Consider the following 18,291-nt stretch of genomic DNA (forward strand, 5'->3'; position numbering starts at 1 on the left):
TCGGCCGGTGTGTCCCGTCACCCGTCCCCGACGGGCAGCAGCCGGACACGCACGGCGCCGACGAGCGCGCGGGGGTCGAGGTAGACGGCCGATCGTCCGGTGCCGCGCCGGGCTCCCCAGTGCAGGCACGACGTCGCGCACCCCGGGTGACCGGGGAGCAGCGTCCCGATCGGCGAGCCCCGGGCGACCACCGCGCCGGCGCTGACGGTCGGTTCGACCGGCTCGTAGGTGGTCACGATGCCGTCGGCGTGGAGGATCGACACCACCTGCTTGTCCGCGACGGTGCCGGCGAACCGCACCGTGCCCGCCCCGGCGGCCAGCACGGCGCCGGTCCCGACGAGGTCGACGCCGCGGTGACCGGCCAGCCAGCGTTGCACGGGCGGGTCGAACCCGCGGGACACCGCGGGGCGGGGGAGCATCGGCCAGCCGTACCCGCCGGGGATGCGCGCGTGAGCGTCCGCCGCCGGGACCAGCGACGACAGGACCAGGACCACGACGACCCGCACGACACCCGACATCCCCACCTCCATGGGACGCAGGCGTGCCCGGTGCGGTTCCACACGGATTTCGTCGGGCGGGCGGGCCGTGACTACACTGGCCGACGCACTCCGCCCCCGGGTGGGGTGACTTCGCACGCCCGGACCCCGGCTGCGCACCCTCGCGGGCTCGCGCACCGACACCACCGGCCAGGCGGTCCCGGATCCCTCACGGAGCCGGGTTCTGACCGGCCCGGGCGTCAGGGTCGGCCGCATCCCGCGTCCGACGACCAACTGCACACGAGAGAAGACACGACATGGCTGTCGTCACCATGAAGCAGCTGCTGGACAGCGGCGCCCACTTCGGCCACCAGACGCGACGGTGGAACCCGAAGATGAAGCGGTTCATCTTCACCGACCGCAACGGCATCTACATCATCGATCTGCAGCAGACGCTGACCTACATCGATCGCGCCTACGAGTTCGTCAAGGAGACCGTCGCCCACGGCGGCACCATCCTGTTCGTCGGCACCAAGAAGCAGGCGCAGGAGTCGATCGCCAGCGAGGCGACCCGCGTCGGCATGCCGTACGTCAACCAGCGGTGGCTGGGCGGCATGCTCACCAACTTCTCCACCGTCCACAAGCGTCTCCAGCGCCTCAAGGAGCTCGAGACCATGGAGCAGACCGGTGGCTTCGAGGGTCGCACCAAGAAGGAAATCCTCATGCTGACGCGTGAGATGACGAAGCTCGACCGCACCCTCGGCGGCATCCGCGACATGGCCAAGGTGCCCTCGGCCATCTGGGTCGTCGACACCAACAAGGAGCACATCGCCGTCGGCGAGGCGCGCAAGCTCAACATCCCGGTCATCGCCATCCTCGACACCAACTGCGATCCCGATCTCGTCGACTACCCGATCCCGGGCAACGACGACGCGATCCGCAGCGCGGCCCTGCTGACCCGCGTGGTCGCGTCGGCCGTCGCCGAGGGTGTGCAGGCGCGTGCCGGCCAGTCGACCGACGCCGACGCCAAGCCCGAGGCGGGCGCCGGTGAGCCGCTGGCCGAGTGGGAGCAGGAGCTCCTCACGCAGGCGTCCGCCCCCGCGGGTGACGCCCCGGCCGCCGAGGCCCCTGCCGCGGGCGAGGCCCCGACCGCGCAGGCCTGATCCACACCGTCAGCGGTGCCCGTCCCGCCGGGGAGATCCGGCTGGACGGGCACCGCCACATCTGAGAAGGAGGCTCGCCACCGATGGCGAACTACACCGCAGCCGACGTCAAGCGGCTCCGTGAGCTGACCGGCTCGGGGATGCTGGACTGCAAGAACGCCCTGGCCAACAACGACGGTGACTTCGACAAGGCCGTCGAGGAGCTCCGCATCAAGGGCGCGAAGGACGTCGGCAAGCGCGCCGAGCGCTCCACCGCCGAGGGTCTCGTCGCCGCCCGTGACGGCGTCATGGTCGAGATCAACAGCGAGACCGACTTCGTCGCCAAGAACGCCGAGTTCCAGGCCCTCGCCGACAAGATCGTCGACGCCGCGATCGCGTCGAAGGCGACCGACCTCGACTCCCTGTCGGCCGCGCAGGTCGACGGCCAGACCGTCGCCGACGCCGTCGCCGCCCTGTCGGCGAAGATCGGCGAGAAGCTCGAGCTGCGTCGCGTCGTGTCCTACGACGGCAACGTCGCGAGCTACCTACACAAGCGCGCCTCGGATCTCCCGCCCGCCGTCGGTGTGCTCGTCGAGTACACCGGTGACGGCCCGGAGGCCGCCGAGGCCGCCCGTGGTGCCGCGATGCAGGTCGCCGCGCTGAAGGCCAAGTACGCGACCCGCGAGGAGGTGCCCGCCGACATCGTCGAGAACGAGCGGCGCATCGCCGAGCAGACCGCCCGCGAGGAGGGCAAGCCCGAGCAGGCGCTGCCCAAGATCGTCGAGGGTCGGGTCAACGGCTTCTACAAGGACGTCGTGCTCATCGACCAGCCGTCGGTGCAGGACTCCAAGAAGACCGTCAAGGCGCTGCTCGACGAGGCCGGTGTCACCATCACCCGCTTCGAGCGCTTCGAGGTCGGCCAGGCCTGAGTCCACACGGACACACGGACCCCGGGACCATCACGGTCCCGGGGTCCGTTTGCGTCGGGGGCATGGCAGACCCCGCGCACCACATAGGATTGCTTCCGGCGACCACCCGGCCGCGTCGCCACCGGACATCGTGAGGAGTGGCGAGTGACCGACGGTTCTGCCCCGACAGCCGACACGACGGACACGGCACGACCGGGGTTCTCCCGTGTGGTGCTCAAGCTCGGCGGCGAGATGTTCGGGGGTGGGAAGGTCGGACTCGACCCGGACGTGGTGTCCACGGTCGCCGCACAGATCGCCGAGGTCGTGCGCACCGGCGTGCAGGTCGCGGTGGTCATCGGCGGCGGCAACTTCTTCCGCGGGGCGGAACTGCAGCAGCGCGGGCTCGAGCGCTCCCGGTCGGACTACATGGGCATGCTCGGGACGGTCATGAACTGTCTTGCGCTGCAGGACTTCCTGGAGAAGCAGGGGATCGTGACGCGTGTGCAGACCGCCATCACCATGGGCCAGGTCGCCGAGCCGTACATCCCGCTGCGCGCGCAGCGACACCTCGAGAAGGGCCGGGTGGTCATCTTCGGCGCCGGCATGGGCATGCCGTACTTCTCCACCGACACCACCGCCGCGCAGCGCGCGCTGGAGATCAAGGCCGAGGTGGTGCTGATGGCCAAGGCCGTCGACGGCGTCTACAGCGCCGACCCGCGGACCGATCCCGACGCCACGCTCTTCCGCGAGATCAGCCACCGCGAGGTGCTGGAGAAGGGGCTCGCCGTCGCCGACTCGACGGCGTTCAGCCTCTGCATGGACAACAAGATGCCGATCCTGGTCTTCAACCTGCTGCAGGAGGGCAACATCGCCCGCGCGGTGGCGGGTGAGAAGATCGGGACACTGGTCATGTGAGCGCCGCGTACCCGCGCCCACCGCGCACCACGACCGTGTCCACCGACGACGAAGGGCGAGACCGTGATCGATGAAGCACTCTTCGACGCCGAGGAGAAGATGGAGAAGGCGGTGAGCGTCGCCCGCGACGACATGGGGTCGGTGCGCACCGGCCGCGCGAACCCGTCGATGTTCAACCGCATCGTGATCGACTACTACGGCGCGATGACGCCGATCACGCAGGTGTCGTCGATCAACACGCCCGAGGCGCGCCTGGTGGTCATCAAGCCGTACGAGGCGTCGTCGTTGGGCGCGATCGAGACCGCCATCCGCAACTCCGATCTCGGCGTGAACCCCACCAACGACGGGTCGCTGATCCGCGTGGCCATCCCGCAGCTCACCGAGGAGCGCCGTCGCGAACTGGTCAAGCAGGTCAAGTCCAAGGGCGAGGACGCGAAGATCTCGATCCGCAACGTCCGGCGCAAGGCGCTCGACGAGCTCAAGCGGATCCAGAAGGACGGCGAGGCCGGCGAGGACGAGGTGACCCGCGCCGAGAAGGACCTCGACAAGACCACCGCGGGCTACGTCGCGCAGGTCGACGAGCTCGTCAAGAACAAAGAGAACGAACTGCTGGAGGTGTGAGCACCGGCGGCGAGGGCGTGGAGATGACCGACGAGGCGGCGGGTCCGCAGGCGACGTCGACGACGGGCGACGAGCCCGCGCCCAAGAAGTCCCGTGCGGGCCGGAACCTGCCCGCGGCGTTCGCCGTCGGCGGGTCGCTCGGTGTCGGGGTCATCCTGGTCCTCGTCTTCGCCCCGCTGGTGTGGATCCCGGTCGTCGCGGTGTCGTTGGCCGTCGCGACCTGGGAGGTCGTGAAGCGGGTCCGCGACGGCGGCTACGACGTCGGCGTCGTGCCGTTGCTCGTCGGTGGCCAGGCCATCATGTGGTTCGCGTGGCCGTACGGCCCGACCGGGGCGCTGGTCGCGTTCGTCGCGACCGTGTTGGTCGCCATGGTGTGGAAGCTGCTCAGCAACGGCCGCACGACAGCCCCGGAGAACTACCTGCGTGACCTGGCGGTCACCGTGCTGGTGCTCGCGTGGCTGCCCCTGTTCGCGTCGTTCGCGATCGTCATGGTCACGCAGGACCACGGGTGGGCCCGCGTCCTGACCCTGATGATCGTGGTGGTCTGTTCCGACGTCGGCGGCTACACGGCGGGAGTGCTGTTCGGCCGGCACCCGATGGTCCCGGCGATCAGCCCGAAGAAGTCCTGGGAGGGGATGGGCGGATCGCTCGTCTTCGGCACCGTGGGATCGGTGCTGCTCGTGGCGTTCCTGCTCGACGCGCAGTGGTGGATCGGCCTCGCGCTGGGACCGGTCCTCGTGATCTGCGCGACCCTCGGCGACCTCGTCGAGTCCCAGGTCAAGCGCGACCTGGGCATCAAGGACATGGGCACGCTGCTGCCCGGGCACGGCGGCATCATGGATCGTCTCGACTCGATCCTGCCGTGCGCGTTCGTCGTGTGGGCGGTCCTCGCGGCGCTGCTGTAGGCCGCCCCGAGGGCGATCCCCCGAGGCGGCCGGAGCGTCAGGCCTTGCGGACCGCGCGGCGCACCTGGAACATCCGCGCACCGCCGACGACGGCGGTGATCAGTGCCCCGGCGATGGCCGCGATGAGCAGGCTGACGCCCTGGGGCAGGTTCACCTTCCAGAAGAACAGCTGGATCTGCTGCTGGTCGAGGTTCTGCACGATGAACACGAGCAGCAGGATCAGCACGATCGCGCCGACGATGATGCCGACCCACGCCGACTTCGTCCGCGTGTGCTTCACCTCGGCGAGGGCCTGCTTCACGTCGGTCTGCCTGCCGTGCTCGTCGTGGGCGGGCGGCGGACCGTCGGTGGGCGCGAGCGGGTCGGGGTCCGAGGCGGAGGACTTCGGGTTCGTCATGGCTGACATCATCCCCCGTGCCGCACCCGACGTGGTGCCCTCGCGCGCGGACGGTGAGGAGATCGTGACCAGGGGTCCGTCGCCGATGACGATTGGATTTCCGGCCGCGGGTGCGGGACCGTTGTGGACGTGTCCGGTCCTGCTCTGCCCCTGGTCTTCGACGCGCCCAAGCGCGGGCGTCCGCCGACGCACCTGGCCGACCTCGACCGTGCGGGGCGCCGCGCGGCGGTCGAGGCGCTCGGCCTGCCCGGTTTCCGCGCCGATCAGCTCGCCCGCCAGTACTACGGGCGACTGTGCGCCGACCCGGCCGAGATGACCGACCTGCCCGCCGCCGTACGGGAGAAGGTGGCGCAGACGCTGTTCCCGACCCTCATGACGCCGGTCCGTCACATCGCCTGCGACGACGGCACCACCCGCAAGACGCTGTGGCGGCTGCACGACGGGACGATGCTCGAGTCGGTACTCATGGGCTACTCCGACCGCACCACGGTGTGCGTGTCGAGTCAGGCCGGCTGCGGCATGGCGTGCCCGTTCTGCGCGACCGGCCAGGGCGGTCTCGACCGCAACCTGTCGACCGCGGAGATCGTCGACCAGGTCCGGGCCGCGGCCCGGGCGGTCGCCGACGGCGAGCTCGCCGGTGCGCGCCGTCTCTCGAACGTCGTGTTCATGGGCATGGGGGAGCCGCTGGCGAACTACGCCCGCGTCCGCGACGCCGTGCACCGGATCACCGCGCCAGCGCCCGAGGGACTCGGGATCTCCCAGCGGTCGGTGACGGTGTCCACGGTGGGTCTGGCGCCGGCGATCCGTCGGCTCGCCGACGAGAAGATGCAGGTCCGGCTGGCCGTGTCGCTGCACACCCCGGACGACGAACTGCGCGACACCCTGGTCCCGGTCAACAACCGCTGGTCGGTGGACGAGGTGCTCACGGCGGCGCGGTACTACGCCGACGTCTCCGGGCGGCGCGTGTCCATCGAGTACGCGCTGATCCGGGACGTCAACGACCAGCCGTGGCGGGCGGATCTCCTCGCGAAGCGGCTCCGTCACCGTCTCGGCCACCTCGCGCACGTCAACGTCATTCCGCTGAACCCCACGCCGGGCAGCGAGTGGGACGCCGCCCCGAAGGCCGTCGAGCGGGAGTTCGTCCGGCGCGTCAACGACGGTGGCGTGGCCTGCACGGTCCGCGACACCCGCGGACAGGAGATCGCCGCCGCCTGCGGTCAGCTCGCCGCGGAGGGCTGAACCGCCGTCACCGACGACGGTCAGGCCTGACGGGCGACGGTCAGTTCCGCCACTTGCCGCGCGAGAGAACCAGGTCGCGGACGAGGATCGCCCACAGCAGCGCGGTGATGGCGATGAGCCAGATGTCCTCGACGTGACCCTTGTGGTTGCCGATGATCATCGCCAGCAGGATGAGGCCGGAGATCCAGCCGCCCACACGCATCGCCGTCTTCGACTCGCCGTGCCAACCGAAGCGGGCGGACGGGGCGTCGGTCGGTTCGCGCTGCCAGCCGGTGTCGACGACCTCCAGCTCGTGCGAGTGCTTGTCGGTCTGGGCGATCTCGGTGTCGGCCACGGATCCTCCTGGCTGGGCGCACCGGCACGGGGCGCGGCGTCAACGATGGCGTGTAGTAGGTGCCAGCATATCGGGGGCACAATGACCGTCGTGGCATCACCCCCGCGCCCCGCGCCGCAGCCCGACACGCACGCCCGCACCCGGGTGGTGATCCTCGGGTCGACCGGGTCGATCGGGGTGCAGGCCCTCGAGGTCGTCGCCGAGCACCCCGACCGTTTCGAGGTCGTCGCGCTGGCCGCCGGCGGGGCCGACCCGCAGGCCGTCGCCGACCAGATGGCGGCCACGGGTGTCACCTCGGACCGTGTCGCGATCGCCGATCCCGCCGCGGCCCGTCGACTCGACGACCTGCTCGCCGACGGTCCGCTCGCCGCGGGACCGGTCCGCTCCGGCGACGACGCCCTCGTCGACCTGGTCGGGTCCGTCGAGTCCGACGTGGTGCTCAACGGCGTCGTGGGGTCGCGGGGCCTGCGGCCGACGCTCGCGGCGCTGGCGACCGACGCCCGGCTCGCCCTGGCCAACAAGGAGTCCCTCGTCGCGGGAGGGTCGCTGGTGCTGGCGGCGGCGTCGCCCGGGCAGATCGTCCCCGTCGACTCCGAGCACTCGGCGATCGCCCAGTGCCTGCGGGGCGGGTCCGCCGACGAGGTCGACCGCCTGGTGCTCACCGCCTCCGGCGGTCCCTTCCGCGGATGGAGCGCCGCCGACGTCGCGACGGTGACGCCCGAGCAGGCCGGGAGGCACCCGACCTGGTCGATGGGGCCGATGATCACGCTGAACTCGGCGACGCTGGTGAACAAGGCGCTCGAGGTGATCGAGGCGCATCTGCTGTTCGACGTCCCCTACGACCGGATCGACGTCACCGTGCACCCGCAGTCGATCGTCCACTCGATGGTGACGTTCGTCGACGGTGCGACCATCGCCAAGGCGTCGCCGCCGTCGATGAAACTGCCCATCGCGCTGGCGCTGGGATGGCCCGACCGGGTCCCCGGGTCGTCGACGGCGTGTGACTTCTCCCTCGCCGCGCAGTGGACCTTCGAGCCCGTCGACGCCGCGGTCTTCCCGGCGATCGACGTCGCCCGCGCCGCCGGCACCCGCGGTGGGTCGCTGACCTGCGTGTTCAACGCCGCGAACGAGGTCGCCGCGCAGGCGTTCCTCGACGGCGCGATCGGTTTCCCGCGGATCGTCGGGATCGTGTCCGACGTGCTGGAACGCGCCGACGAGTGGTCGCGCGAACCGGGTACCGTGGACGACGTCCTCGCCGCCGACGCCTGGGCGCGTCGCAGCGCGGAGGACCTGGTGGCAGCGTCGTCCCGCTGACCACGCCGCATCGGGCGGCACATGATCCGACGGGTTGAGGAGGGCACGGGCAGGTGGGCTTCGTCATCGGCGTGATCGTGTTCGCGCTGGGGTTGCTGCTCTCCATCGCGTGGCACGAGTGCGGGCACATGTGGGCCGCGCAGCGCACCGGGATGGTCGTGCGGCGCTACTTCGTCGGCTTCGGTCCGACGCTCTGGTCGACCCGACGCGGCGGCACCGAGTACGGCGTGAAGGCGATCCCGCTCGGCGGCTTCTGCGACATCGCCGGGATGACCACCTACGACGAGATCGCCCCCGAGCACGCCGACCGCGCGATGTTCCGCCAGAAGGCGTGGAAGCGCCTCGTAGTGCTGGCCGCGGGTCCCGCGCAGAACTTCATCCTCGGCTTCGTCCTCATCGTCATCCTCGCGATCGGCTGGGGGCTGCCGAATCTGAACCCGCCACCGGCGCCCGCGCAGGTCGCCGAGACCTCGTGTGTCTCGGCCACGGTCGCCGGGGACGGCTCCAGCGCGCCGTGCGTCGGCACCGGTCCCGCGGCCGCCGCCGGACTGCAGCCGGGCGACGTCATCGTCTCGGTCAACGGGGCGAACGTCACCACCGCCGCACAGATGACGCCGCTCGTGCGCTACTCGACCGGTCCGCTGGACCTGCAGGTCCGCCGCGACGGTGTCGTCCGCCAGGTGCAGGTCACGCCGCAGACCGTCACCTACGAGGCCGGCACGGGCACCGGCCTGAAGGAACCGCTGACGTTCCGCCAGATCGGCATCGCCTACCCGCAGCAGACGCACAGGGACTTCACCCTCGCCGGTGCCGTCCCCGGGGCGGTCGTGTTCACCGGCCAGCTGGCGCACGCCACCTGGGACGCGCTGATCTCCCTGCCGCAGAAGGTCGGTGCCCTGTGGACCGCCGTCACCGGCGGCGAGCGTGCCATGGACACCCCCGTCAGCGTCTACGGTGCCACCGTGCTCGGTGGCGACGCGGCCGAGGCCGGGCAGTGGCAGTCTCTGGTGCTGCTGCTGGTCAGCATCAACTTCTTCCTCGGCCTGTTCAACCTCGTCCCGCTGCTCCCGCTCGACGGCGGCCACATGGCGATCGTCGGCTACGAGAAGCTGCGTGACGCCGTCCGCCGTCGGCTGGGCAAGCCGCGCGGGGGTCCCGTCGACTACCTCAAGCTCATGCCCGCCACCTACGCGGTCCTCGCGGTGATGGGCTGCTACATGGTGCTGACCCTCACCGCCGACATCGTCAACCCGCTCAAAGTCTTCTAGAAGGAGACCAGATGACCTCCGAATCCTCTGCTCCCACGGTCGGTCTCGGCATGCCCGCGCCGCCCCCGCCGGTGCTGGCGCCGCGCCGCAAGACCCGCCAGATCATGGTCGGCTCCGTCGGCGTCGGCAGCGACCACCCGATCTCGGTGCAGTCGATGACCACCACCAAGACCCACGACATCAACGCCACGCTGCAGCAGATCGCCCAGTTGACGGCGAGCGGCTGCGACATCGTGCGGGTGGCCTGCCCGCGCCAAGAGGACGCCGACGCGCTGGCGACGATCGCGTCGAAGAGCCAGATCCCGGTCATCGCCGACATCCACTTCCAGCCGCGGTACATCTTCGCCGCCATCGACGCCGGCTGCGCCGCGGTCCGGGTGAACCCCGGCAACATCAAGGAGTTCGACGGCCGCGTGAAGGACGTCGCCCTCGCGGCCAAGGACGCGGGCATCCCCATCCGCATCGGCGTCAACGCCGGCTCCCTCGACCCGCGACTGCTCGCCAAGTACGGACGCGCGACGCCGGAGGCGCTCGTCGAGTCCGCGCTGTGGGAGGCGAGCCTGTTCGAGGAACACGGCTACGGCGACATCAAGATCTCGGTCAAGCACAACGACCCCGTGATCATGGTCGAGGCGTACCGCCAGCTCGCGGCGCAGAGCGACTACCCGCTGCACCTCGGCGTGACCGAGGCCGGTCCCGCGTTCCAGGGGACGATCAAGTCCGCGGTGGCGTTCGGATCACTGCTGGCCGACGGCATCGGCGACACCATCCGCGTGTCCCTGTCGGCGCCGCCCGCCGAGGAGGTGAAGGTCGGCGACCAGATCCTGCAGTCGCTCAACCTCCGTCCGCGCAAGCTGGAGATCGTCTCGTGCCCGTCGTGCGGGCGCGCGCAGGTCGACGTCTACTCGCTCGCCGACCAGGTCACCGCCGGCCTCGAGGGGATGGACGTGCCGCTGCGCGTGGCGGTCATGGGTTGCGTCGTCAACGGTCCCGGCGAGGCCCGCGACGCCGACCTCGGTGTGGCGTCGGGCAACGGCAAGGGACAGATCTTCGTCAAGGGTGAGGTCATCAAGACCGTGCCCGAGGCGCAGATCGTCGAGACCTTGATCGAGGAAGCTCTTCGCATCGCCGAGGAAACAGGGGACACTGGCGAGGGGACCACCAGCGGGTCGCCGGTCGTCAGCGTCGGGTAGACGTCGGCACGACCGGTGCCGGGGCGGTCCCGTTCCCGCCCCGCCGCCCGGTGAGGACGGTCCCGCCGACCCCGGGCAGGAGTGACGGTGCTGAAGCTCGTGGGCGACAAACCGCTGGGCGCGCGTGACGCGCAGGCGGTCTCGCGCGCCCTGGAGACGGATCCCGTCGCCATGTGCATGGTCGCCGCCCGCGTCGAGGAGCACGGTGTGTCGCCGCGGATGCTCGGCGGCGAACTCTGGACCGCCGGCGACCCCGAGACCTCGCTCTGCTTCTCGGGCGCCAACCTCATCCCGCTGCTCGGCGACGCCGCCGACATCGCGGGGTTCGCGGCGCGTGCCACCCGGTCCCCGCGGCACTGCTCGTCGGTGGTGGGTCGCGCCGAGTACGTGATGCCGTTCTGGGAGCACGCCCGCGAGCACTGGGGTCCGGCGCGGGAGGTGCGCGAGCACCAGCCCCTGCTGGCCATGTCGGGTCCACCGGTCATCGCACCGGATCCCCGGGTGCGCCGCGTGCGGCTGGCCGAGATCGACGCCTATCTGCCCGCCGCGGTCGAGATGTTCCGCGGCGAGGTGGGCGTCGACCCCTGCGCCGGGGACGGCGGTCGGTCCTATCGCCGGCGGATCGCGGCGCTCATCTCGGCCGGTCGCGCCTTCGCCCGTTTCGAGGACGGCGAAGTCGTGTTCAAGGCGGAGATCGGGTCGATGTCGTCACGGGTCGGACAGATCCAGGGGGTGTGGGTCGCCGAGCACAAGCGCGGCCGGGGCCTCGGTGCCGCCGGTACCGCGGCGGTCGTCTCCGCGATCGCGGCGCAGGGCCGCGTCTCCAGCCTGTACGTGAACGACTTCAACTCCCCGGCGCGGCAGGTCTACCAGCGGGTGGGCCTCACCGAGGTCGGCACCTTCGCGACGATCCTCGTCGACTGACCGCTCTCACGCATTTCACAGGTCGCCGCCCTGCGTGGCACCCGTGCCCGTCGAGTCGGGCGCCCTAGCATCGCAGGCGCGATGGACAGCTCTGGGTACGGACGAGTGCGACGACGACTTCTCGTGGTGATGGTGGCCGCGGTCGCCGCCGTGCCGGTGATCGTCGCCTGCGGCTCGGCCGACGACGGTCCGCGCGCCGCCGCGTCGTCGTTCCTGGCCGTGGTCGCATCGCGTGACCTCGACGGCGCCGCCGGGCGTACCGACTCACCGGATGCCGCGCGCACCGACCTGGCGGCCGCCTGGAGCGGACTGCAGGCGACGGGAGTGCGGACGGAGGTCGGACGCAGTCGCGTCGATGCCGACACCGCGACCGTCGACGTGAAGTGGTCCTGGGCACTGCCGCGTGACCAGACCTGGTCCTACGACGGGCGCCTGGACATGGCGCGCAGCGACAGCGGCTGGCGGGTGCGCTGGACGTCGACCGATCTCCATCCCGATCTGGGTGCGACGCAACGGATGTCGCTGCAGACGATCCAGGCCCCGGTCGGTTCGGTGAACGAGTCCGACGGCTCGTCGGTGCTCGTCCCCGGCTCAGTGTACCGGATCGGGCTGAACGCGCAGGAGGCGGCGCAGACCGGCTCCGCCGCCGACTCCGCCTCGCAGCTGACCGACGTGCTGCGCCGGTTCGACCCGACCCTCGACCCGCAGGCGATCGCCGAGGAGTCCACGGCGACCTCCGGTGTGTACGCCGTGGAGACGCTGCGGCGCGACCAGTACGACCAGGTCAGCGACCTCCTCGCCGCCATCCCGGGGGTGAGTTCCGCCGATCAGGCCGACCTGGTGCCGACCGACCCCACGTTCGCGCCCGACCTGATGACCCAGATCAAGAAGCAGGTCGCCTCCGACCTCGACGGCAAGGCCGGCTGGCGTGTGGTTTCCCTGAACCCCAACGGCGCGACCGCGGGTGTCCTCGCCGAGGTCGACCCCGCGCCGTCGCCCTCGGTCGCCATAAGCCTGTCGCGCGAGGTGCAGACCGCGGCGCAGCAGGCCGTCGACACCGCGACGCGGTACAAGACCATGATGGTCGTCGTCCAACCGTCGACCGGACGCATCCTCGCGATCGCTCAGAACCCGTTGGCCGACAAGGACGGACCGCTCGCCACCATCGGCCAGTACCCACCCGGCTCGACCTTCAAGATGGTCACCTCGGCCGCCGCGATCGGCAGCGGCCTGGCGAGGCCGTCGACGATGGTCGGCTGCCCGGGCACCGTCACGATCGGTCCCCGCACCATCCCGAACTACGACGAGTTCGCGCTCGGCACGGTGCCGATGCAGACCGCGTTCGCGAAGTCGTGCAACACGACCTTCGCCAAGCTCGCGAGCGAGATGGGGCCGTCGGATCTCGCCGCCGCGGCGGCGAAGATGGGCATCGGACCCCACTACGACATCCCGGGGATCCCGGTCGACTCCGGGTCGGTCCCGATCGCGCCCGACCTGATCCAGCGCACCGAGGACGGGTTCGGCCAGGGCAAGGTGCTCACGAGTCCGTTCGGACTGGCCATGGTCGCCGCCACCGTCGCCCACGGCTCGACGCCCGTCCCGCAGCTGATCCTCGACCGCGCGACCACCGTCACCGGTCCGCACCCGGCGATCGAGCCCGCGGTCGTCGCGCAGCTGCGGCCGATGATGCGCCAGGTCGTCGTCGACGGCACCGCCGACCGCATCAAGGACCAGGGCGAGGTCTTCGGCAAGACCGGTGAGGCCGAGGTCCCCGGTGGCTCGCACGCGTGGTTCGCAGGCTACCGGGGTGACCTCGCCTTCGCGACGCTCATGGTGCTCGGGGCGAGCTCCGACAACGCCGTCGCCGTCACCCGTGACTTCTTCGAGGACCTGCCCCCGGACTTCCTCGCCGACCCGCGGTAGAGCCCGCGCCGCGGCCCGCGACCTCCGCCGAGCGTGCAGAAAACACCCGCCGAGCGTGCGGAAAGCCACCGCCGAGCGTGCGGAAAATGCATGCCGAGCGTGCGGAAAATGCATGCCGAGCGTGCGCGATAGGCTTGTCGCCATGTCCGTCCGCACCGCCCTGGCGCCGGGTGAGGTGTCGCCGACCCTCCCGGTCCCGTCGTCCATCCCGCGCCCCGAGTACGCCTGGCGTCCCACGGCGAACGAGGGCAACGAGCCCTGGGTGCAGACACCGGAGACCATCGAGAAGATGCGCGTCGCCGGGCGGATCGCCGCCGACGCGCTCGCCGAGGCGGGCAGGGCCGTCGCCCCCGGCGTGACCACCGACCAGCTCGACCGGATCGCCCACGAGTACATGGTCGACCACGGTGCGTACCCGTCCACGCTGGGCTACCGCGGGTTCCCGAAGTCGTGCTGCACCTCGCTCAACGAGGTGATCTGCCACGGCATCCCGGACTCGACGGTCATCCAGGACGGCGACATCGTCAACATCGACGTCACCGCCTACATCGACGGCGTGCACGGGGACACCAACGCGACGTTCCTCGCCGGCGACGTCAGCCAGGAGCACCGCGACCTCGTCGAGCGGACCCACACGGCCACCATGCGCGCCATCAAGGCCGTGCGGGCCGGCCGCGAGCTCAACGTCGTCGGCCGTGTCATCGAGTCCTACGCGAACCGGTTCGGCTACAGCGTCGTCCGCGACTTCACCGGGCACGGCATCGGGGAGACGTTCCACAACGGACTCGTCGTCCTCCACTACGACCAGCCGAACGTCGACACCGTCCTCGAGCCCGGGATGGTCTTCACCATCGAGCCGATGATCAACCTCGGTGGACTCCCGTACGAGATCTGGGACGACGGCTGGACGGTCGTCACCCGTGACCGGAAGTGGACGGCGCAGTTCGAGCACACGCTCGTCGTCACCGAGGACGGCGCGGAGATCCTCACGCTGCCCTCGGAGTAGTCGGGTGCGGGGCGCGATCCTCGTGGGCGGCACCACGTCCGACGCGGGCAAGAGTCTCGTCGTGGCCGGGCTGTGCCGGTCGCTGGCCCGGCGTGGGGTGTCCGTGGCGCCGTTCAAGGCGCAGAACATGTCCAACAACTCGGTCGTCACCGCCGACGGCGGTGAGATCGGCCGCGCGCAGGGGATGCAGGCGCAGGCCTGCGGCCTCGAACCGTCGACCCGGTTCAACCCCGTGCTGCTCAAGCCCGGCAGCGACCGCCGGTCGGCGGTCGTGGTGCGCGGGCGTCCCGACGGCTGGATCGGCGCCGCCGACTACCACGAACGCCGGGCGGCACTGGCCGCCGTGGTGCAGGACGAGCTGTCCGCGCTGCGCGCCGATTTCGACGTCGTGGTCTGTGAGGGGGCGGGGTCGGTCGCCGAGATCAACCTGCGCGACACCGACATCGCCAACATGGGGCTCGCACAGGCCGCCGACATCGGCGTGCTGCTCGTCGGTGACATCGACCGCGGGGGAGTGCTGGCGCACCTGCTCGGCACGATGGCCGCACTCTCCGACGACGACCAGCGCCGTGTCGCCGGGTTCGTCGTCAACAAGTTCCGCGGCGCCCGGTCGATCCTGCAGCCCGGGCTCGACACCCTCGCCGAGCGCACCGGGCGCCCCATCCTCGGTGTGCTGCCGTATCTCGACGACCTGTGGCTCGACGCGGAGGACTCCCTGTCGTCGCCGATCGGCCGACCGGTCGGGCCGTCGACCCCGTCGGTCGGACGGGATCGTCTGTCGGTGGCGGCGATCCGTCTGCCGCGGCTGTCGAACTCGACCGACCTCGAGGCGCTGGCCTGCGAACCCGGGGTCGACGTCCGCTGGGTCGACGACATCGCCAGCGTCACCACGGCCGACCTCGCGGTGCTGCCCGGGACCCGCGCCACCGTCGACGACCTCGCGTGGGTGCGGTCGCGGGGACTCGACGACGCCCTGCGCGAGCGGGCCCGGGCCCGACGACCGATCATCGGCATCTGCGGCGGCTATCAGATGCTGGGGGAGACCATCGTCGACGGCGTCGAGTCCCGTCGGGCCGGGGGCGGCGCACGCGTCGTCGACGGGCTCGGGATCCTCGACCTCACGGTCCGGTTCGAGGCGGAGAAGACGGTGCGACCGGTGACCGGCACCTGGGGTGACCACCGCGTGCAGGGCTATGAGATCCACCACGGCCGCGTGGTCGACAACGGCCACCGGCCGCTCCTGACCGACGACGAGCACGGACCGGAAGGCAGTGTGGGCGACGCCGTCTGGGGCACCCACTGGCACGGACTGCTCGCGAACGACGCAGCCCGCCGGGCGCTGCTCGTCGAGGTCGCGACGGCCGCCGAACGCGCCGACTTCCGCGTCGCGCCGGACACCGACGTCGAGGCGGCGCGTGTGTCGCAGCTCGACCGTCTCGCCGACGCCGTCGACGAACACCTCGACACGGCCGCCGTCGAGGCGATCATCACCGACGGCCCACCGGCGACGGCGTCGGTCGTCCGCACCACCGTCGCACCGTCACCGACGTAGGCTCGTCGCGATGGACGTCCAGACCCAGACCGTCGCCGTCGGCGACCTCGAGTTCACCGTCCGTACCTGCGGCCCCGCGACCGCACCGGCGGTGCTCCTCCTGCACGGATTCCCCAACGACGGAACGTGTTACGACGCGGTCGTAGCGCGCCTGCACGAGTCCGGACTGCGGACGATCGTGCCCGACCAGCGGGGCTACTCACCCGGCGCACGGCCGACCGACGTCGACGCCTACCGCGTCGAGCACCTCGTGACCGACGCCGTCGGGATCCTCGACGCCCTCGGCGTCCACCACGCGCTCGCCGTCGGACACGACTGGGGTGCGCTGGTGGCCTGGCACCTGGCGGGCAGGCACCCGGACCGGCTCACCGGGCTGGTCGTCGCGAGCGTCGGCCACCCGTCGGCGATCGCGGCGTCCCTGGCCCAGGACGACGACCAGCGCCGGCGGTCGTCGTACATCCCCGGCTTCATCGACGCGTCCGCGGAGGACCGTCTGCTCGCCGACGACGGGAAGGCGCTGCGCGATCTCGTCCCCGATGACTCGGTGCTGCCGCTCCTGGAGCGGCCCGCGCTCACCGGCGCCCTGAACTGGTACCGCGCGAACTTCACCGGCGACATCGCGGGGAACCTGGCGTGCCCACCGATCGAGGTGCCGACCACGATGGTGTGGAGCGACGGCGACCCCGCGCTCGGTCGCGGACAGGCCGAGGCCAGCGGTCGGTACGTCTACTCCGACTACCGGTTCTCCGAGCTGCACGGCGTCGACCACTGGGTCCCGCAGAACGCCGCGCCCTCGCTGGCGAGTGAGATCGCCCTGCGGTCGGCGACGTGGTGACGGGACCGCGATGACGACGTCCGACACCGCAACCCGCGTCGTCACGACCGCGGCCGGGCGGTTCCGCGGTCGGGTCGCTGACGGGGTCCTGCACGCCTCGGGCATCCGCTATGCCCAGGCTGCCCGGTTCGCGCCGAGTCGGCCCGTCCCGACGCCGGACGACGTCGTCGACGCGACCCGGCCCGGACCCGCCTGTCCGCAGATCGTCTCCCGGCTCGCGTCGGTCACCGGGCCGGTCGCCGACGACCTCGAGCAGTCGGAGGACTGCCTGGTGCTGTCGGTGTTCGCCCCGGACGGTGCACCCGAGGGGTCGCTCCCGGTGCTCGTGTGGATCCACGGTGGTGCCTACGTGTCCGGCGGTGGGGAGGCCGTCGTGCACGACTTCTCCGCGATGGTCGCCGAGCAGGACGTGGTGGTCGTCAGCGTCACCTACCGGCTCGGCATCCTCGGCTTCCTGCCGATCGACGGTGTCGCACCGGCCAACCTCGGCCTCGGCGACATGCTCGCGGCGTTGCGCTGGGTCCGGCGGTCGATCGCGCCGTTCGGCGGGGACCCGGGGAGGGTCACCGCGATGGGCCACTCGGCCGGTGCGGACGCGATCCGCGCGATGCTGGGTGTCGCCGAGACGGCCGATCTGTTGTCCGGGGTCATCCTGCAGAGCGGACCGTTCGCGATGCGCGCCGACGTCGACGACATGACAGCGGCGATGTCCCACGCCGCGTCGGAGGCACTCGGCGACGACCCGCGCGGCCTCCCGGTCGACGACGTCCTGCAGGCGCATGTCGCCGCACTCGCCGCGGCACAGGGTCATCGCGGCGCCGGGGTCGCGTACGGGCCGGTGTACGGACACGACCCCCTGCCGGACGTCGGCTCCGCGACGCGACAACGCGCCGCCGTCGCGCCGCGGATCCCGGTGCTCGTCGGCTGGGCCGCCGACGACGGGTCGCCCTACGTCGATCTGGTCCCGCCACTCGCGCGGGTCGCGGCGCTCCCCGTGGTGGGGCGGGTCGCGCGTGCGGTCATCGTCCGCGGGATCACCCGTCGGGTGTTCTCCGGTCCGGCACGCCGACTGGCCGACGCGCATCGCGACGCCGGGGGTCGGGCACAGACCTACCGGTTCACCTGGCGCGCCCCGGGGTTCGCCGCCGGCGCCTGCCACAGCGTCGAACTGCCGTTCCTCATGGGGTCACCCGACGCGTGGTCGCGGGCGCCGATGCTCGGCGACGACCCGCGGTCGGCTCTCGCGCAGCACGGACCGGCGATGCGCGCCCGCTGGGCGGCCTTCGCGCGGGACGGGATCCCCGACGACGCGGGCGAGCACGTCGAGATCCCCTGACCG

18 protein-coding genes are annotated in these 18,291 nt (G+C 71.4%); 15 read left to right on the forward strand and 3 right to left on the reverse strand.

Annotated features, from left to right (window positions below; genetic code table 11):
• Positions 1-17: 17 nt before the first annotated feature.
• Positions 18-518 carry a M23 family metallopeptidase gene (locus LX12_RS00705; protein ID WP_253652592.1) on the reverse strand — a complete coding sequence of 167 codons (501 nt, stop codon included), beginning with the start codon at positions 516-518 and terminating at the stop codon, positions 18-20.
• A 275-nt stretch (positions 519-793) separates the two neighbouring features.
• Between LX12_RS00705 and rpsB the strand changes: the two genes are divergently transcribed.
• From rpsB to LX12_RS00730, 5 genes are all read left to right on the forward strand, one after another.
• On the forward strand, positions 794-1,639 hold the full coding sequence (rpsB, locus tag LX12_RS00710) for a 30S ribosomal protein S2 (RefSeq protein WP_253652593.1): 846 nt from the start codon (positions 794-796) through the stop codon (positions 1,637-1,639).
• Between the two features lie 83 nt (positions 1,640-1,722).
• Positions 1,723-2,547 (forward strand): translation elongation factor Ts, encoded by an 825-nt coding sequence (tsf, locus tag LX12_RS00715; RefSeq protein WP_253652594.1) that lies wholly within the window; start codon positions 1,723-1,725, stop codon positions 2,545-2,547.
• Between the two features lie 144 nt (positions 2,548-2,691).
• Positions 2,692-3,441: a UMP kinase gene (pyrH, locus tag LX12_RS00720; RefSeq protein ID WP_253652595.1), complete on the forward strand. Its 750-nt coding sequence runs from the start codon at positions 2,692-2,694 to the stop codon at positions 3,439-3,441.
• Positions 3,442-3,504: 63 nt separating this feature from the next.
• Positions 3,505-4,062, forward strand: coding sequence for a ribosome recycling factor (gene frr, locus LX12_RS00725; RefSeq protein ID WP_253652596.1), 558 nt, complete (start codon positions 3,505-3,507; stop codon positions 4,060-4,062).
• Positions 4,063-4,085: 23 nt separating this feature from the next.
• Positions 4,086-4,967 (forward strand): phosphatidate cytidylyltransferase, encoded by an 882-nt coding sequence (locus LX12_RS00730; protein ID WP_253653123.1) that lies wholly within the window; start codon positions 4,086-4,088, stop codon positions 4,965-4,967.
• A gap of 37 nt (positions 4,968-5,004) precedes the next feature.
• On the opposite strand, the gene LX12_RS00735 is transcribed toward LX12_RS00730, so the two are convergent.
• Positions 5,005-5,364 (reverse strand): LapA family protein, encoded by a 360-nt coding sequence (locus LX12_RS00735; protein WP_253652597.1) that lies wholly within the window; start codon positions 5,362-5,364, stop codon positions 5,005-5,007.
• 129 nt (positions 5,365-5,493) lie between these two features.
• Here LX12_RS00735 and rlmN point away from each other — a divergent pair, with 129 nt between their 5' ends.
• Positions 5,494-6,603 carry a dual-specificity RNA methyltransferase RlmN gene (gene rlmN, locus LX12_RS00740; protein WP_253652598.1) on the forward strand — a complete coding sequence of 370 codons (1,110 nt, stop codon included), beginning with the start codon at positions 5,494-5,496 and terminating at the stop codon, positions 6,601-6,603.
• Between the two features lie 40 nt (positions 6,604-6,643).
• Here the strand turns inward: rlmN and LX12_RS00745 are convergent, their stop codons facing one another.
• On the reverse strand, positions 6,644-6,937 hold the full coding sequence (locus tag LX12_RS00745) for a DUF2631 domain-containing protein (protein ID WP_253652599.1): 294 nt from the start codon (positions 6,935-6,937) through the stop codon (positions 6,644-6,646).
• A 144-nt stretch (positions 6,938-7,081) separates the two neighbouring features.
• On the opposite strand from LX12_RS00745, the gene dxr reads away from it, so the two are divergent.
• From dxr to LX12_RS00790, 9 genes are all read left to right on the forward strand, one after another.
• Positions 7,082-8,251: a 1-deoxy-D-xylulose-5-phosphate reductoisomerase gene (gene dxr, locus LX12_RS00750; protein ID WP_253653124.1), complete on the forward strand. Its 1,170-nt coding sequence runs from the start codon at positions 7,082-7,084 to the stop codon at positions 8,249-8,251.
• Between the two features lie 53 nt (positions 8,252-8,304).
• Entirely contained in the window at positions 8,305-9,519 is a 1,215-nt protein-coding gene (locus LX12_RS00755; protein WP_253652600.1) for a M50 family metallopeptidase, read from the forward strand.
• A gap of 11 nt (positions 9,520-9,530) precedes the next feature.
• A complete protein-coding gene (gene ispG, locus LX12_RS00760) occupies positions 9,531-10,712 on the forward strand; it encodes a flavodoxin-dependent (E)-4-hydroxy-3-methylbut-2-enyl-diphosphate synthase (protein ID WP_253652601.1) in 1,182 nt (393 codons plus the stop codon).
• An 87-nt stretch (positions 10,713-10,799) separates the two neighbouring features.
• On the forward strand, positions 10,800-11,636 hold the full coding sequence (locus tag LX12_RS00765; protein ID WP_253652602.1) for a GNAT family N-acetyltransferase: 837 nt from the start codon (positions 10,800-10,802) through the stop codon (positions 11,634-11,636).
• An 81-nt stretch (positions 11,637-11,717) separates the two neighbouring features.
• Positions 11,718-13,559, forward strand: a complete 1,842-nt coding sequence (locus LX12_RS00770) for a penicillin-binding transpeptidase domain-containing protein (protein WP_253652603.1) — start codon at positions 11,718-11,720, stop codon at positions 13,557-13,559.
• 142 nt (positions 13,560-13,701) lie between these two features.
• A complete protein-coding gene (map, locus tag LX12_RS00775) occupies positions 13,702-14,565 on the forward strand; it encodes a type I methionyl aminopeptidase (RefSeq protein WP_253652604.1) in 864 nt (287 codons plus the stop codon).
• A gap of 4 nt (positions 14,566-14,569) precedes the next feature.
• On the forward strand, positions 14,570-16,117 hold the full coding sequence (locus LX12_RS00780; protein ID WP_253652605.1) for a cobyric acid synthase: 1,548 nt from the start codon (positions 14,570-14,572) through the stop codon (positions 16,115-16,117).
• Positions 16,118-16,127: 10 nt separating this feature from the next.
• Positions 16,128-16,952, forward strand: a complete 825-nt coding sequence (locus LX12_RS00785) for an alpha/beta fold hydrolase (protein WP_253652606.1) — start codon at positions 16,128-16,130, stop codon at positions 16,950-16,952.
• Between the two features lie 10 nt (positions 16,953-16,962).
• The gene (locus tag LX12_RS00790) at positions 16,963-18,288 is read left to right on the forward strand and encodes a carboxylesterase family protein (protein WP_253652607.1); all 1,326 of its coding nucleotides are present in this window, start codon (positions 16,963-16,965) and stop codon (positions 18,286-18,288) included.
• The last annotated feature ends 3 nt before the right edge of the window (positions 18,289-18,291 follow it).

The sequence above is a fragment of the Williamsia serinedens genome, assembly GCF_024171725.1.
Lineage (GTDB): Bacteria > Actinomycetota > Actinomycetes > Mycobacteriales > Mycobacteriaceae > Williamsia_A > Williamsia_A serinedens.